The following is a 15,887-nucleotide window of genomic DNA, read 5'->3' on the forward strand; positions in this document are numbered from 1 at the left end:
TATCTCAATATTTTTCTAGTTCTATTTTATTTAAAAGCGTTTATGCCTGTTACATCCATTCCGGTAATTAGTAAATGAATATCATGAGTACCCTCGTAAGTAACTACAGATTCAAGATTCATCATGTGGCGCATAATAGAATATTCACCGGTAATACCCATTCCACCAAGCATTTGACGGGCATTTCTGGCTATATCCAGCGCAACCTCAACACTATTTCTTTTAGCCATTGATATCTGTTCGGCAGTGGCTCGGTTTTCACTTTTAAGCACACCAAGCCGCCACACTAAAAGTTGTCCCTTAGTAATTTCCGTTACCATCTCAGCCAGTTTTTTTTGCTGTAACTGGAAACCGCCAATAGGTTTCCCAAATTGTATCCTTTCTTTTGAATAGCGTAAAGCTGTATCATAACAATCCATAGCAGCGCCTAAAGCACCCCATGCAATGCCATAACGGGCCTGGTTCAAACAACCTAATGGACCTTTTAAGCCACTAATTTCCGGAAAAACATTTTCTTTCGGAACCTGAACATTATCAAATACCAGCTCACCTGTTGCTGAAGCACGTAAACTCCATTTATTATGGGTTTCTGGAGTTGTAAAGCCATCCATTCCACGTTCAACTACCATACCTCTAATTTTGCCCGACTCATCTTTTGCCCACACCACTGCAATATCAGCAAAAGGTGCGTTGCTGATCCACATTTTAGCACCATTTAATATATAGTGCGAGCCAGCATCTTTAATATTGGTAACCATCCCGCCTGGATTTGAACCATGATCAGGCTCAGTTAACCCGAAACAGCCCATTAGTTCACCGCTAGCTAACTTTGGAAGATATTTTTTACGTTGATCTTCACTTCCATAGGCATAAATTGGATACATTACTAACGAACCTTGCACAGAAGCAGTTGATCGGATGCCAGAATCCCCACGTTCAATTTCCTGCATCAAAATTCCATATGCTGTGTAATCTAAACCTGCTCCACCATATTCAACTGGGATCGTCGGACCAAATGCGCCAATATCAGCTAATCCTTTAACTAAATGTTTTGGAAATTCGGCTTTTTGCGCATAATCTTCAATGATTGGACTCACTTCTTTTTTCACCCATTCCCTGGCCGTATCCCTGATTAATTTATGCTCATCTGTTAATAATTCATCTAACAAATAGTAGTCTGGAGCTTCGTATAGGTCTTTTTTGGTTGATATGCTCATTTAAGTTCTTTTATCTGGTTAAGAAATCCGTTCATTTCAAAGGTAACAATTTACAGCAATGAGCATTATATTCGCAGATAAAAAATTAATTTTGATCCATATATTATATAGATGAATCCATTCAAACAAACTGTTGCTTTAAAAGATGTGAAATGTTTCGCGTTGCATGGCTTCTATTCTGAAGAGCAGCTTACGGGCAATCATTTTATTGTCGATTTAGAAACAACTTTCTTGCCCATAGGGTTTGACGATGAGTTGGCTCAAACAGTAAACTATGAAGACTTAAACCAAATTATACTGGAAGAAATGAGAAACACACAAAAGCTTCTGGAAACTGTTCTAAATAATATCATCAATAAAGTTATTGCGTTATACCCATTTGTGGAAAGGGTAGAGGTAAGCATTAAAAAGCTTAACCCGCCAATGCCTGGCCAGGTGGGGCATTCCTTTGTTCAACTCAGTTATCAAACAGAAAAATAGTAAAAAGCTTTTACAATAAGTATTATTTGTTTAGTTGTTCGAAGCCAAGCATTTTTTGTCTTTCTGCTTCTGGAATAGTAGTTGGCCTGCTCGTGGTGTAGTCAACTGCGATGCAAACCGTTTTCCCTTTGCTGCAAATCACTTCTTCACTGCCTTTTATCTTTACGATTTGATATTCCAAGTCGAAACTCGTGTTTCCGATTCTGGAAGTTTTTACATGCACTGCTATCTTATCATTCATTACGATCGGTAATATATAATCAATTTCCGCATGTGCGATTACAATACCTGTTTTCTTCCAATCCCAGTTCACAATCTCTTCCCAATATTTTGTCCTGGCGATTTCCAGATAGGTAAAATAAACAGAATTATTCACATGACCCATCATATCGAAATCTACAAAGCGCAAGTGGATATTCGTTTTATAGTTGAACTTGTCGGAAAAATCGCGGATATCTGCCAGTTTGTCTTTTGATTTTGAAATATTTTGCCATAATGTCTTAAAAATCATAAAAATTTGGTTTGGTATATAAGTTGAATAGAGGTTAATATCAAATAAAAAATAAAAAATTAGAGATATGACACTAGTAAATTTTAACAACAGAACACGCCACACAGCTCCATACTTTAACAATGTTTTCGATTCATTGTTTAGCGATGCGGTAACTAAAAACAAAATGGTTGATAAATCTCCAAACGTAAATATTTACGAGAACGAGAACGCCTTCATCATTGAATTGGCTGCACCTGGCCTAAAAAAGGAGGATTTCCAAATTAACTTAAAGAAAGACACCCTTTCCGTTTGGGCAGAAGTTAAAAAAGATGAAACTCAGGTTGCTAAAGATTTTACACGTAAAGAGTTCGACTACAGTTCATTTGCAAGGTCGTTTAATTTACCTGATACTGCCGACGGTGATCGAATTACTGCTGAATACAAAGACGGCATTTTAAATATTAACATCAGCAAAAAAGATGATAGTAAGCTACAACATAAAGAAATCGTAGTTTCATAACAAAATATTCTCGAAAGAGGGTTTTCATAATAGTTTAAGTTTAGGTTTTATAAGGTTAATGCTGGATGGCATTAACCTTATTTTTTTGCATCAAATAGTTCATATGCCATACCGCCCTGGTTGTAAATTTAGACCAATTTTTAAACGGGATATTTTCAAATGGAACTAATAAACGATTTTTGTACTTTTGCCGAATGGTAAGAGAAATTCTGGACACTAAACGTAAGGCATTAAAAATAAACCTCGATCCCCGCATTTATGGCACTTTTGCTGAGATCGGAGCAGGGCAGGAAGTTTCAAGGAACTTTTTTAATGCTGGTGCAGCATCCGGAACGGTAGCAAAAACCATGTCAGCATACGATATGACATTTAGCGATGCCATTTATGGCGCTGAAACCAATGGTAGGTATGTATCACAAAACCGACTGCTGCAAATGCTTGATCATGAATTTGGCTTGCTTAACGAACGTTTATCAGGTGAAAAGTATGAGAGCAGGACATTTTTCGCTTTTGCAGATACCGTTACCACTTTAAACTACAAACGTACAAATGAGCCTCACGGCTGGGTAGGACTTCGTTTCCAGAATGAACCAGGCGGTTATCCAAATGAGATATTTTTTCATGTACGCTTGCTCGATACGGATGTAAATATGCAGCAACGTGTTTTAGGCATAATTGGCGTAAACCTGCTTTATGCAGCATTTTATCATTATCAGGATCCAAAGTTAATGGTCGAATCCTTAGCTGATAACCTAACTATTGGGTCTGTAGAAATTGATTTAATTTCTGTTAAGGGACCTGCCTTTCCTGAAGTTGACAATATCTTGCTTAATCTTTATATGATTATGAAGGATTTCTCGGCAGCGGCAATTTTTGATGCTGATGCCCATCCACGTCAGGCTAAAGATTTGCTGTACAAAAAAGACATCATGATTTTAAGGACCAAATATGGCCAGAAATCATTACCTAACTTCAATTTATTTAATAAGGCTACCGATCAATTTAAGCGCACTAACAAGGTTGAAGACGGGAATTTGGCCGTGATGATTGAGGTTTTATTAACCAATGTGCTAACTGACGACCAGGAAACGCCTGATGATATCGATTTGGAGTCGGTTGCCAAACGTACTCAGGAGATGTGCGATACCGGAAATATTGTAATCGTATCTAACTTTACCCGTCATAATCGTTTGGCAAAATATCTGGCTCGTTGCAAACCTAAAAGCGTCGGCTTAGCTACCAATATTAACAACCTTAAGTTTGTATTTAACTCTACAAATTTCAAAGGCGAAAATTATTCAGGGCAGCTGTTAAGTTATGTAAATGATATGTTTAATACGAATGTTCGTTTATTTGCCTATCCATTTTTAGATAAAAAAACGAATGAAGTGGTTACAACTTCTAACATGCCGGTTACACCTGAAGCTAAACCGCTTTTCGATTTCCTACTGATTAATGGATATATAACTGATATTGAGGATTATGCTGATGACGAGGTAAAAACAGTTTAGTGTTTTGAATAGTATTAAACCGATCTCAACATTGAACCGCTATTGCTTACTTCCAAAACGTGAGTAACCCCACATTTTAAAGCAAAATTGTTCCGTTGGTGGCCGACAGGAAAATCGAAAGCAACTGGATAATTATATTCTTTTACCTTTTCCAGAACTATATCATAGATTGTTTTACCAAACTCTTCGCCGGCATCATCAGGTTTAACTTTGAAACCTCCGATAATTAACCCTTTTAGGTTTTTTAATTTTTCGCTGCGCTTCAGGTTCCAGAGCATCCTATCTATACTGTACAAATATTCGCCTGTATCTTCAATGAATAATATCCTATTTTTAGCATCTAAATCAGAGTGACTACCGGCTAACGTTTCTATAATGCTCAAGTTACCACCAACCACAATTCCCTCTACTTTACCCAATCTATTATTTAAATTGGCAGGGGCCTTATATCCCATTTGTTCACCAAGCAATGCATTTTTTATAGAAAGAATTGTTTCAATTTGGATCGATTCGGCTTTTCCCCAATCATCAGGGAAACTATTGCACATTTTGGAATGAATGGAGGCGATGCCGTAATTCCTTGATAGGTGACAGTGCATAACAGTAACATCACTGAAACCAATAATCCATTTCGGGTTATTTTTAAATGAAGAAAAATCCAGTTGATCGATAATGCGGACAAAGCCGTAACCACCGCGGGCACACATGATGGCTTTAATATTCGGATCATCCATCATTTTCTGAAAATCTGCCAGCCTTTCAAAGTCTGTACCACCAAAGGTGAAATCACGCTTCCCAATAGCTTCTCCTATTTTAACCTTAAATCCCCAACTTTCCATTTGCAACACAGATGGTCGAACTTGCTCCGTAGTGATAAATCCTGCCGGACTGGTGATCCCAATGGTATCTCCAGGTTTTAAATATGGTGGAACTTTAAACGACCGACCTTCATTCTCTATAGTATTAGCAAAAATTTTAAACGACGGGACTAAGCTTGCAGCTGCAATAAACGAAGAAAGAAAATGTTTTCTGTTCATTTAGAAGGTGAATAATGATTAGTGGGGCTAATATAAGACATAAAATTTTGGGATAAAAGAAAAGGGATTTATATCCATAAATCCCTTTTTTAAACCAAACAAATTAATCTGTAAAAGATTAGTATAATGTGAATTATGTAAATAACCGATAAGTAACTAGAATGTTTTGATATTTTTATTTTATTGGTGGCGACTATAAAAAATGAAGGCTACCCATCGCGGATAGCCTTTGCTAACAACAAAACAAATATAAGATAACCAAATCTTACCTGATCTCGAGCAGGAGTCAGGATGAAAGTGTTATGAGAACACTTTGCGGCCTAGTAATGGATTCGAACCATTATCTACAGGTTTATGAAACCGCTACCTTCCAATCGGTCAACTGGCCGTAAATGCTAAACTGGTTTTAACGCTAAAAAATCCTTCAATGCAGCAATATGTTCTTGATTTAGTTTATCTTCATCAACTGAAATATTTTTATCGTCAACTTCAATTTTTAACGGGTAGTTAAAGTTTGGATATTCATCTATTGCTGGATATTGAAAATAGATTGACATGATTTAGCGTTTAATTGTTCAACATATTTTAGTTAATGATTCATGTTGAGGCAAATATATAAATAAGTATATAATATCTATAGAATTAGTAGGGTTTATTTTAGATTTATATTTAATGATTTGATTATCAAGTAAATAAATTTAACATGCTCGGGCGCAATAAAAATCAAATACTAAACTGAAGCAACTCCACAACCGGAAAAGGGTTTTTAACTTTCGAAATCTAAAGATCAGACAAATATAAGTTATAAGCTGAAATCATTTTGAAGCCTTAAAATTCAATTCTCGAAAGCTAATTATTTTAAGGATATTTGCATTTCAAAACATAAAAATATAAGCGTGTCATTAGAAAAATTAAAACTGAGTAAACCACTTGTAGCAGCCATGACTGAGGCAGGATTTTTAACCCCAAAAGAAATCCAGGCTAAAACGATGTCGCGAATTTTAGGTGGCCAGGATGTTATTGCGGTAGGACCAGAGGGGGCAGGAAAAACAACAACTTACGTTTTAGCGACTTTAATGAAGCTGAAATACGCTTTTGAAGAAGCGCCAAGAGCCCTGATTTTAGTACCTGATGCTGAACATGTTGATCACGTTTTGGAACAGTTTAAGTTATTAAATAGAAATAGCACATTCCGGATTTTAGGTATAGATAGTCGTGGTGCTGTAGATACACAAATGAATGAAATAACTGATGGTTGTGATATTATAGTTGCGGTACCAGATCGGGCCAGAGCTTTATATTTAAAACTAGCACTGAACACAAACAAGATTCAGTTATTTATTGTAGACAATGCCGAACTCATCGTAAAAAAAGGTTTGCAGCTTCCGGTGGTCGAACTGGCAAATAGCGCCTACAAATCGCAACATATTGTATTTACTGAGGTGATGCATGAAAAATTAAATCATATGATTGCACCTTTCATGAAAGATTCTACCTCAACTATTGAGGTGGATGAAATTGGTGAAAAGCAGGCAGAGGTTTATCCGCAGATGCTATACCATGTTCCGAATTTCAGGACAAAGTTGAACCTATTAACCTTATTGTTAAATGATGCGGAATTTTTTGATAAGGTTGTGGTTTTTGTCAATACCCGGTTAACGGCTCAAACCGTTTATAAAAACTTTAATAATCCTAAAGAGGGCGAAATCAGTATTTATCGTTCTTTGTTTTTCGATGATAAAGGTTATGATGATATTGAAGACTTCAAAGCTAATCCTGAAGCCCGAGTTTTAATTGTAGCTAATGAAAATTTGGGTGATTTAGATATCCAGGGTATTCCATTCATTTTACATTTCGAATTACCGGAACAAAAGGAAACTCTAATTCAGCGTATTGTGAAGCAAGATGAGGAAGAGGTAGTTGCGATTACATTTTCAACTGATATCGAACTGATCGAAGTTAAGAAAATTGAGCAAGCCATTGGCCAACGTATGGACATAATGGAGTTGCCCGAAGATTTAAAAATTGTTGATGCTGGAGCTAAGCCTAAGAAAAAGAAAAAAGATGAGGATGAAGATACTTCTGATCGAGGTGCAGCTTTTCATGAGAAGAAGGCTAGTAATTTGAAAAACTATAATTACAGCGCTGGTACCAAAGCCAAAATGACTTATAAAAACAAAAAGGGCTTGTCTTAACCCTCAAAACCCATTTGTAATTTTCTTGCTTGAGTTCGTTAAGGTACATAACTAAATGTGCTTAGACGGGCTAGCATGACACGCTTCAAGATGATAATAAAGATTATTCAACGCAAAAAGCCCCGATTTTCATCGGGGCTTTTCTATTTCATTTAACTATTGACTAGTATAATGTAAACTCTACACGACGGTTTTCTTGACGACCGGCAGCAGTTTTGTTTGTAGAAATTGGTTGATCAGGTCCGTAACCAGTAGCTTCGATTCTTGAAGCATTAGCACCTTGAGATACTAAATAAGCTTTTACTGATTCAGCTCTTTCTTTAGATAAACGTAAGTTTAACTCTCTACCACCAGTGTTATCTGTGTGACCAGCTAATTTTAAGCTAAAGTTTTTCTCTACCAATAAACCAGCAACTCTGTTTAATGAAGCATATGATTTAGAACGGATAGTAGATTTACCTAAATCAAATTCTAAGTTAGAAATTGCATCTTTAACAACTTTACGATCTTCTTCAGTAATTACTTTAGTTTCTCTGATAATTTCACGTTGAACTTTGATTGGGCAACCAGAACCATCTACAACAGTACCTGTTGGTGTTCCAGGGCATTTATCAAATTTGTTAGCAACACCATCGTTATCATCATCAGCTAAATCTTTAGCATATTGATCTCTGTCACGTTGTGCATTTTGCTCAGCAGTAGATAATGCTCTTCTTAACTCAGCACTTTCTTCAGCACTTTGTTTACGTAAATCAGCAATAGCACTGTAGTTTTGTAATTGTGAATTTTCTTTGTTTCCTAATGCAAATTCTAAACCTGCGTGTGCATAAGAGAATCTGCTTTCGTTGTAAGCAGATTTAACTGTTGGAGAAGATTTGATGAAGTTGATATCATAACCAAAATCAAGGTTAATTCCTTTTGCAACACCTAATTTAAAACCAACACCAGTTGGGATAAACCAACCTTCTCTACCGTTGAATACTTCAGTAGTTCCAATCTGTGAATCTGAAGACATATAACCAGCACCCGCTTTAACATAAGGGATTAACACTGCATTCTCCGTATTTAAACTGAAGTTAGCAATGTTTAATACTGCTGTTAATGATCCAGACCAAGAGATGCTGTTTTTCTGCTCTAAACTTCCAAAAGCATTTGCAGTTTTCATTTCTCCACGTAAAAAGTCTGCTTGTAAACCTAAAGCCGGAAGGATTTGTTTTTTGATGAAAGCACCGTAACCGATACTTTTAAATTCTCTCGCATCTACACTACCACCACCTAAAAAAGTATTTTGGCTTAAGATACCTCCGTGAGCACCAACACTCCAGGTTCTTAAAGATTGTTTACCAAATCTACTGGTTGTAGTAGGTGTTTCTTGTGCAAATAATTGTGATGATAATCCCAACAGGGCAACCAACATTGTTGATTTTGTAATTCTCGAATTCATGTTTTTCGTTTTATAAATAATAGTCTCTTAACAGTTTTTATAACATACTGTTTTGCATCCACTAAGAAAAAACCTTGCCAAAAGCAATAAATGCTTCGCAAATCACATGTTATCAGAAGTTTATGATCGAAAATTAACTTCACAAAAAAGTTACCTAAACCCCAATTGCAAGACTTTAGGTGTATAGAATTGTATACAAAAATTAGATTAGCATTAAAAAATAAGGATATCCTAAAGCTTCAATTTTGCAAAAAAATCCCAGAAAACTATTCCAGCAGAGATAACAATATTAAAGGAATGCTTGGTTCCGAATTGCGGTATTTCAACACATTCATCAATTTTTAACATTACGTCATCGTTAACGCCATCCACCTCATTTCCGAAAATTAAAGCGTATTTTTTGGAAGGATCAGGTTTAAAAGTGTTTAACATCGTACTGTTCTCCGCTTGTTCGATGGCGATAATTTCATATCCTGCTTGACGTAAGGTATCAACAGCTCCTATTGTAGTAGGGTAGTATAGCCAGTCTACGGATTGCGTAGCGCCCAAAGCCGTTTTTTCGATTTCGCGATGTGGCGGTTGAGCTGTAATACCGCAAAGTATTACCTTTTCTAAAGCGAAGCCATCAGCGGTTCGAAAAATAGAACCTACATTATGCATGCTGCGAACATTATCTAAAACCGCTACAACAGGCAGTTTTTCCTGTGCTTTAAACTCCTCAATATCCGGACGATTTAACTCGTCTAATTTTAATTTTCTCATGTTATAGTAGTCGCAGATAAAATAATTCTGCGAAAGTATAATTATATTCTAAAGTTTAACGGGCCCACTGCCAATTTCACTAACATAAATTGCGGCAGGATAACCAATCTTGTCGACATAATAGTCTGTTAAGTGTTTTGCGAAATCCTCTTCGAAACCTTTCTCCAGTAATGCAATAGCACAACCGCCAAAACCGGCACCAGTCATTCGGGCGCCTATCACATGATCATATCCTAAACAAAACGACACAACAGCATCTAACTCTTCTCCGCTTACTTCATATAATTCTTTTAACGATTGATGAGAAGCATACATCAATCTGCCGAACTCATCCAGGCTTCCACTATTTAATGCTTTAGCGGCCAAATGGACACGATCATTTTCTTTAACAACATGTGTGGCTCGTTTCAAAACTGTATCATCTGTGATGAGATGACTATGCAGGGCAAATTTTTCTGCATTTAACTCGCAAAGATGATGCAACGTAATTTCCTTATTCAGCACACTTAGAGCCTGTTGGCATTCTGCAACCCGTTCGTTATATTTTGAATCGGCCAGTTCGCGTGGTTTATTAGTATTGATAATGGCTAACACATATTTGCCTAAATCAACATCAACCATTTTATATTTTAGTGTTTCGCAATCTAATACAATGGCCTTATTTCTTTCTCCAAAAGCTACCGAAAACTGATCCATAATGCCAGAATTTAGTCCGATAAATTCATTTTCTACACGCTTGGCCAATTTCACAAGTTCAAGTTTATCGTAACCTAAATTTAAATAATCATTTAGGGCAAAGGCGGTTGCGATTTCAATTGATGCAGAAGATGATAATCCCGAACCAATTGGAATATTGCCAAAGTATAAAAAATCGAACCCATTTATCTCTTTACCATCTTTTATGAACTCATTGATTACGCCGATGGGATAATTTGCCCAATAAGATCCATCTTTCTCCTGGAGGCGATTACTTTCCACTTCTTTATCACCATCAAAGTTTAAACTTTTAAATCTGTATTTCTGATCGTTGTTTGGGGCAATTGCAATCCAGGTACCTAATGTAATTGCACATGGCATCACAAGGCCGCCGTTATAGTCAATATGCTCACCAATCAGATTTACGCGACCTGGACTAAAATAAATAGCATCGGCATTTTTGTGGTATTGTTCTGCAAATTTTTGGTCAAGTTCAATTTTCATTTGGTTAAAATATTTATTAAAAGCAACTAATAATAGTATGTTTGTTTCAGGAACAAAAATCCTAAGTTACAATTTATGAGCGTTCAGCAAACATCAACAGGAAAATTTATTGATGGCGAAGAAGTTATCGCAATCGAACTCACCAATAGCAAAGGCACTTATGTTAAAATATTTAACTACGGTGCGATCATAAACAAGTTCATTGTTCAGAATGCCAGGGGAGAAATGCAAGATATTGTACTTGGGTTCGACGATTTTGCACAGTACTTAAACCCCGAATATCTAAAAAACTATCCGTATTTCGGAGCGATCATTGGGCGTTACGCAAACAGAATCAAAAATGGCACCTTTGCAATTGATGGTAAAACTTATCAGTTAGCGCAAAATAATGGCGCTGACACTTTACACGGAGGTGTTGTAGGCTTTGATAGAAAGGTTTGGGATATCGTGGAGGTAGATAATGAAAAATCGACCGTTACTTTAGAGTATGAAAGTGAGGATGGAGAAGAAAATTTTCCAGGAAATTTAGTGATCGATTTAACTTTTGAGTTAACAGATAATGATGAATTGATATTAAGTTATGAAGCTGAAACAGATAAAGCGACAGCCATAAATCTCACCCATCATGGCTATTTTAATTTAGCTCCCGCCGGTGGAAACATCAAAAATCATCAGTTGCAAATATTTGGATCAAACTATTTAGAACAGGATGAAAATTATTGTGTTACCGGAAAGCTGATACCCGTTACAGGAACAGCGCTGGATTTTACTAAATTAAAAGAAATTGGCAGAGATTGGGACGAAACTGAGGGTTATGACCAATCTTTTGTATTGGATAAAACATACGGGGATTTGACGTTAGCAAGCAAAACAACCGAAACCGAAAGTGGCCTGACTTTAAATGTGTATACTACTGAGCCGGTAGCGCACTTATACACAGCAAAATATGTAGATGTTAAGAATGGAAAAGGAGGGAAGGATTATGTAGGATACGATGCGTTTTGTATTGAAACACAACACCATCCTAATGGAATCAATATTCCTGAATTCCCAACTACTGTATTAAAACCAGAAGATCTCTACACGCAAACCACGATTTACAAAGTATCATTAACAAAATAAATTTATGTTTAGTCTTGAAGAAATAAAAGCAGCAGAATCGAAAATAAAAACTGGTGCAGATTTCCCGAAGTTTATTCAGGAAATTAAAGCTATGGGTGTAGTCAGAAATGATGTTTATGTATCCAACGGTTTATCAATCTATTTCGATGATGAGGATAATGCGCAGCAAGCCAGCCCTGAAGAATATCCATCACTTATTGTAAACGATGAGTCTTCTGCAGCGAAGCTGGAGCACGCCTTGAAAATACATCAGCAGGGAGAAACCGATTACTTTACCTTTTGCAAACAGGCCGCTGATGCAGGAGTGGAAAAATGGGTAATTGATTTAGGTCATATGACCTGTACTTACCTGGATACAGAAGGAAATGAACTGGTAAAAGAAAAAATACCAACAGCCTAATTATTCAGGCCTCGTATTTAAAAAAATCGAGGCCTGAAATTAAATTCTTTCTAATACCAGCTTTATAGCACTTTCTACAATTTTATTTGGCTCTTTGCTAAATTCGAAATTTACCCGGCTAGCTAAAATTGCATTAACAGATAGCGCCTGATGCCCTAACACTTTAGCCAAAGCATAAATCCCGGCCGTTTCCATTTCTAAATTTGTGATGCGATGCTGGTTACTCCTAAAGCTGTTTATTAATTTAATAAAATCAGGAACAGCATTTTTTGCTCGAACAAGCCGGCCTTGCGGTGCGTAAAAACCTGGCGCAGTAATCGTTATTCCTTTAGGCAAATCTTTTCCAATCGTATCAATCAAGCTCCTGCTCGCCGCAGTCAGGTAAGGCTTTATCGCCCCCAAATGTCCGAAATGAGCGGAAATATCATCTTTCAAACTTTTTTCATCTTCAGATACTTCCTGGATATAATAATTCATCAAAGCGTCCATACCCAAACCATAACTCGAAGCTAAGATAGTGCCCATTGAAATATCTGGCTGAACTGCACCAGAAGTTCCGATACGAATAATGTTCAGTGATTTTAAATTTGGTTTTATCTCCCGTGTTTCAAAATCAACATTAACCAGTGCATCAAGTTCATTGAAAACGATATCGATATTATCCGTTCCAATACCCGTAGAAAGTACGGTAACTCTTTTGCTACCTACGTATCCGGTATGCGTAATGAATTCTCGTTTACCTTTTTTATAATCTACTTTATCGAAGTATTTACTTACTTCACCCACACGATCAGGATCGCCTACAGTGATTACGGTATCTGCAACATCGTCTGGTAAAAGATTAAGGTGATAAATACTTCCATCAGGATTAATAATTAAATCGCTTTCAGATATTTTCATTGGTTAGAATGCTTTACGTTTTGATTTAAACAGTTTGAAGATATTTTAACTTGATATCTTCAATTTTATCAAACTTACTTAAAACCTGGTTCAGTTGCGCCTTTCTTACCTCAAATTTCAAGATGCAATTGGTGTCAAACTGCTGATTTAAAACTTCAAGATTTTCATCTTTGATAACTTTCATTACATCATTCATTTGCAAATATTCAAAATGAACTTCATACCAGTCATTAACGGTTTTGGTGATGATAGAAGCGGCAGACAAAGCTTCCAAACTTGCATTTTTATAAGCATTGATTAAACCCGGAACACCTAATAAAGTGCCCCCAAAATACCGAACCACTACAATCAGGATATTTGTAAGGTCTGCAGATAACAAACAATTTAAGATCGGCCTGCCTGCAGTGCCCGATGGTTCACCATCGTCGTTTACTCTAAATATCGATCGATCTGGAGTAAGGCGATAAGCGTAACACCAATGCCTCGCTTTTGGATGTTCCGAACGAAGTTGAATGAGGATTGGTTTCACTTCTTCTTCCATGCGGATGGGATAGGCGTAGGCGATAAATTTACTTCCTTTATCCCTGAAAATACCTTCTGCGGCACTTTCTATAGTTTGATAAGCATCATCGAACAGCATTTTGCGAAAGGGTTATGATGATGACGGCAATAAGTGCTAAAATAATCCCGATATAGTTGAGTTTGTTTAGCTTCTCTTTAAAAATTATTACACCCACTAAAGTTCCAAAAACAATAACACCAAGGTTCATGGCGGCGAATACTGTGGAAGGATTCTCAACCAACGCTTTGTGCGCCTTCATGTAAAACAGGATGTTTCCAAAATTAAACAAACCTAAAATTAATCCACAAACCAGGTTTATGGGTTGTATCTTAATCTTTTTTAACAACGCCAGGATGACTACAATGATTAGTGAAACAATAAATGCCAGACAAAATATAGTAAAAAGCGATGTGGTGTATGGCAATGCCCTGAAAAGTGCAATTTGTTTAAAAAGGACATCAATTACACCAAAACCAAGAAAAACGCTAACAGGATAAATCCAGCTGCCGTCCTTTTTAGCTTCGGTTGATTTCTTTAAAAAAGTTAAAAATATGGCCGGAAAACCAATGATTAAGCCAATTATTTTGAGTGAGTTGAAGTTCTCCTGAAAAACGAAGTACGAAGCAAGAATGGGAATAAATAACGACAGGCGTTGGGCAATATCAGTTTTTACGATACCCATATTTCTGATTGATGCAGCAAGGATTAAGAAAATACCCGGCAGTAATATGGCTAGAGCGATATAAATTGGCCAGGGTGCACTCGCAGAAACCGAGCTGATATCAGGCTTAAAAAATAGGAAGCATAGTATTAATGCTGCTAAATAATTTACCGAAACGGCCTGAACAATACTAATTTCATAACGTTTCGCCAGCTTTAATAATACCGCGACAGTAACACTACAAAAGATACTTAAAATTATGTATATCATTTAGTTAAAAATATTTTTGTAAATAGATAGTTTATCTGATCCAACCTGAATTTGTTCTTTCAAATGTCCGTTGATTACAGGCGAAGGAACGCCATCATCCCAGCGTTCAGATGAGGAAAGGATACGGGCTTCATCCCAGAGATTAGTATCTAAAAATTGAGTTAGGATTTTTGCACCACCTTCTACAATAACCGATTGGACATCCATCAGATAAAGTTGAAAAGCTATTTTTTGTGCCAGATAGAAGTGCATGTCTTCCATTTGGATGTAGTGGATATTTCCAGCAACATCGGTTTTAACCTCATTAAAAATGATGGTTTTAGCGTCAGCATTGTAGATATGGTTGCTTTGCGGCACCTGAAGATTTTTATCAATAACCAACCTTATCGGATTTTTCCCGGGCCATTCTCTCGCCGTTAATTGGGGGTTATCCATGATGGCAGTTTGTTTCCCAACTAGAATAGCATCTTCTTCTGTTCGCCATTTATGCGCCAGTCGCTTTGCCAAAGCTCCGCTAATCCATTTTTGATGACCATCTTTAGTCGCGAAATAGCCATTTGCGGTTTCCGCCCATTTCAATATGATATAGGGCCGCTGTTTTTGAATCCTGGTGAAAAATCGCCTGTTAAATTCCCGGCATTCATCATCCAGAATTCCACTAATCACTTCAATTCCAGCGTTTTTTAATTTCTCTATACCTCTTCCATCAACACCTGAGAACGGATCGCGGTTTCCTATCACGACTTTTTTAAGCTGATGTTTTACAAATAAATCGGCGCAGGGAGGGGTTTTTCCAAAGTGGGCACAAGGTTCAAGGTTGACATAAGCGGTTGATTCCCGAAGTAATGTTTCAGCCTCTGCGCCAAACCGCTCAATAACTGATTTAACTGCATTTGGCTCTGCATGGGCTTCACCATATTTCTGGTGGTATCCTTCGCCAATAATTTTACCGTTATGAACAATCACACATCCTACCATAGGATTCGGACTTACATTTCCGATGGCAAGTGAGGCCAGTTCCAAACAACGTTTAATGTAAAATTCATCCACCATGTGGGCAAAAATAGTAAAAAATGAATCATAGCCTTAATAAAATAGATTTGATACGGTTAC

The 15,887-nt window shown here is 36.9% G+C and carries 17 protein-coding genes and 1 tRNA gene; 6 read left to right on the forward strand and 12 right to left on the reverse strand.

Going from position 1 to position 15,887, the window contains the following annotated elements:
* Nucleotides 1-26 precede the first annotated feature (26 nt).
* The gene (locus tag EA772_RS17815; RefSeq protein ID WP_124914365.1) at nucleotides 27-1,217 is read right to left on the reverse strand and encodes an acyl-CoA dehydrogenase family protein; all 1,191 of its coding nucleotides are present in this window, start codon (nucleotides 1,215-1,217) and stop codon (nucleotides 27-29) included.
* 111 nt (nucleotides 1,218-1,328) lie between these two features.
* Between EA772_RS17815 and folB the strand changes: the two genes are divergently transcribed.
* A complete protein-coding gene (gene folB, locus EA772_RS17820; RefSeq protein WP_124914366.1) occupies nucleotides 1,329-1,697 on the forward strand; it encodes a dihydroneopterin aldolase in 369 nt (122 codons plus the stop codon).
* 22 nt (nucleotides 1,698-1,719) lie between these two features.
* Here the strand turns inward: folB and EA772_RS17825 are convergent, their stop codons facing one another.
* Nucleotides 1,720-2,208 (reverse strand): thioesterase family protein, encoded by a 489-nt coding sequence (locus EA772_RS17825; RefSeq protein ID WP_010600292.1) that lies wholly within the window; start codon nucleotides 2,206-2,208, stop codon nucleotides 1,720-1,722.
* Nucleotides 2,209-2,275: 67 nt separating this feature from the next.
* Here EA772_RS17825 and EA772_RS17830 point away from each other — a divergent pair, with 67 nt between their 5' ends.
* Entirely contained in the window at nucleotides 2,276-2,710 is a 435-nt protein-coding gene (locus EA772_RS17830) for an Hsp20/alpha crystallin family protein (protein WP_010600293.1), read from the forward strand.
* Between the two features lie 194 nt (nucleotides 2,711-2,904).
* Nucleotides 2,905-4,221 carry a hypothetical protein gene (locus tag EA772_RS17835; protein ID WP_010600294.1) on the forward strand — a complete coding sequence of 439 codons (1,317 nt, stop codon included), beginning with the start codon at nucleotides 2,905-2,907 and terminating at the stop codon, nucleotides 4,219-4,221.
* A gap of 14 nt (nucleotides 4,222-4,235) precedes the next feature.
* On the opposite strand, the gene EA772_RS17840 is transcribed toward EA772_RS17835, so the two are convergent.
* From EA772_RS17840 to EA772_RS22155, 3 genes are all read right to left on the reverse strand, one after another.
* The gene (locus EA772_RS17840) at nucleotides 4,236-5,258 is read right to left on the reverse strand and encodes an LD-carboxypeptidase (protein ID WP_124914367.1); all 1,023 of its coding nucleotides are present in this window, start codon (nucleotides 5,256-5,258) and stop codon (nucleotides 4,236-4,238) included.
* A 316-nt stretch (nucleotides 5,259-5,574) separates the two neighbouring features.
* Nucleotides 5,575-5,646: transfer RNA gene (locus EA772_RS22150), tRNA-Met, on the reverse strand.
* A 7-nt stretch (nucleotides 5,647-5,653) separates the two neighbouring features.
* Nucleotides 5,654-5,815 (reverse strand): hypothetical protein, encoded by a 162-nt coding sequence (locus tag EA772_RS22155; protein ID WP_010600296.1) that lies wholly within the window; start codon nucleotides 5,813-5,815, stop codon nucleotides 5,654-5,656.
* 339 nt (nucleotides 5,816-6,154) lie between these two features.
* Here EA772_RS22155 and EA772_RS17845 point away from each other — a divergent pair, with 339 nt between their 5' ends.
* The gene (locus EA772_RS17845; protein ID WP_124914368.1) at nucleotides 6,155-7,453 is read left to right on the forward strand and encodes a DEAD/DEAH box helicase; all 1,299 of its coding nucleotides are present in this window, start codon (nucleotides 6,155-6,157) and stop codon (nucleotides 7,451-7,453) included.
* A gap of 163 nt (nucleotides 7,454-7,616) precedes the next feature.
* On the opposite strand, the gene EA772_RS17850 is transcribed toward EA772_RS17845, so the two are convergent.
* From EA772_RS17850 to EA772_RS17860, 3 genes are all read right to left on the reverse strand, one after another.
* On the reverse strand, nucleotides 7,617-8,897 hold the full coding sequence (locus EA772_RS17850) for an OmpA family protein (protein WP_124914369.1): 1,281 nt from the start codon (nucleotides 8,895-8,897) through the stop codon (nucleotides 7,617-7,619).
* A 231-nt stretch (nucleotides 8,898-9,128) separates the two neighbouring features.
* Entirely contained in the window at nucleotides 9,129-9,659 is a 531-nt protein-coding gene (locus EA772_RS17855) for an RNA methyltransferase (protein WP_124914370.1), read from the reverse strand.
* A 48-nt stretch (nucleotides 9,660-9,707) separates the two neighbouring features.
* Nucleotides 9,708-10,859 (reverse strand): galactokinase, encoded by a 1,152-nt coding sequence (locus EA772_RS17860; RefSeq protein ID WP_124914371.1) that lies wholly within the window; start codon nucleotides 10,857-10,859, stop codon nucleotides 9,708-9,710.
* 75 nt (nucleotides 10,860-10,934) lie between these two features.
* Here EA772_RS17860 and EA772_RS17865 point away from each other — a divergent pair, with 75 nt between their 5' ends.
* Both EA772_RS17865 and EA772_RS17870 read left to right on the forward strand, forming a co-directional pair.
* Nucleotides 10,935-11,981 carry an aldose epimerase family protein gene (locus tag EA772_RS17865; protein WP_124914372.1) on the forward strand — a complete coding sequence of 349 codons (1,047 nt, stop codon included), beginning with the start codon at nucleotides 10,935-10,937 and terminating at the stop codon, nucleotides 11,979-11,981.
* 4 nt (nucleotides 11,982-11,985) lie between these two features.
* Nucleotides 11,986-12,381, forward strand: a complete 396-nt coding sequence (locus EA772_RS17870; RefSeq protein ID WP_116168196.1) for a DUF1398 domain-containing protein — start codon at nucleotides 11,986-11,988, stop codon at nucleotides 12,379-12,381.
* Between the two features lie 39 nt (nucleotides 12,382-12,420).
* Here EA772_RS17870 and EA772_RS17875 read toward each other — a convergent pair whose 3' ends face one another.
* The 4 genes from EA772_RS17875 to ribD are packed head-to-tail and all read right to left on the reverse strand — an operon-like array spanning nucleotide 12,421 to nucleotide 15,827.
* Nucleotides 12,421-13,281, reverse strand: a complete 861-nt coding sequence (locus EA772_RS17875; RefSeq protein WP_124914373.1) for a nucleoside phosphorylase — start codon at nucleotides 13,279-13,281, stop codon at nucleotides 12,421-12,423.
* A gap of 25 nt (nucleotides 13,282-13,306) precedes the next feature.
* Nucleotides 13,307-13,921 carry a YigZ family protein gene (locus EA772_RS17880; protein WP_010602810.1) on the reverse strand — a complete coding sequence of 205 codons (615 nt, stop codon included), beginning with the start codon at nucleotides 13,919-13,921 and terminating at the stop codon, nucleotides 13,307-13,309.
* Nucleotides 13,908-14,774, reverse strand: coding sequence for a DMT family transporter (locus tag EA772_RS17885; protein WP_124914374.1), 867 nt, complete (start codon nucleotides 14,772-14,774; stop codon nucleotides 13,908-13,910). The genes EA772_RS17880 and EA772_RS17885 overlap by 14 nt, the downstream gene beginning before the upstream one ends.
* Nucleotides 14,775-15,827, reverse strand: a complete 1,053-nt coding sequence (ribD, locus tag EA772_RS17890; RefSeq protein ID WP_124914375.1) for a bifunctional diaminohydroxyphosphoribosylaminopyrimidine deaminase/5-amino-6-(5-phosphoribosylamino)uracil reductase RibD — start codon at nucleotides 15,825-15,827, stop codon at nucleotides 14,775-14,777. It abuts the gene before it with no gap.
* Between the last annotated feature and the right edge of the window lie 60 nt (nucleotides 15,828-15,887).

It is taken from the genome of Pedobacter sp. G11 (genome assembly GCF_003860265.1).
GTDB lineage: Bacteria > Bacteroidota > Bacteroidia > Sphingobacteriales > Sphingobacteriaceae > Pedobacter > Pedobacter agri.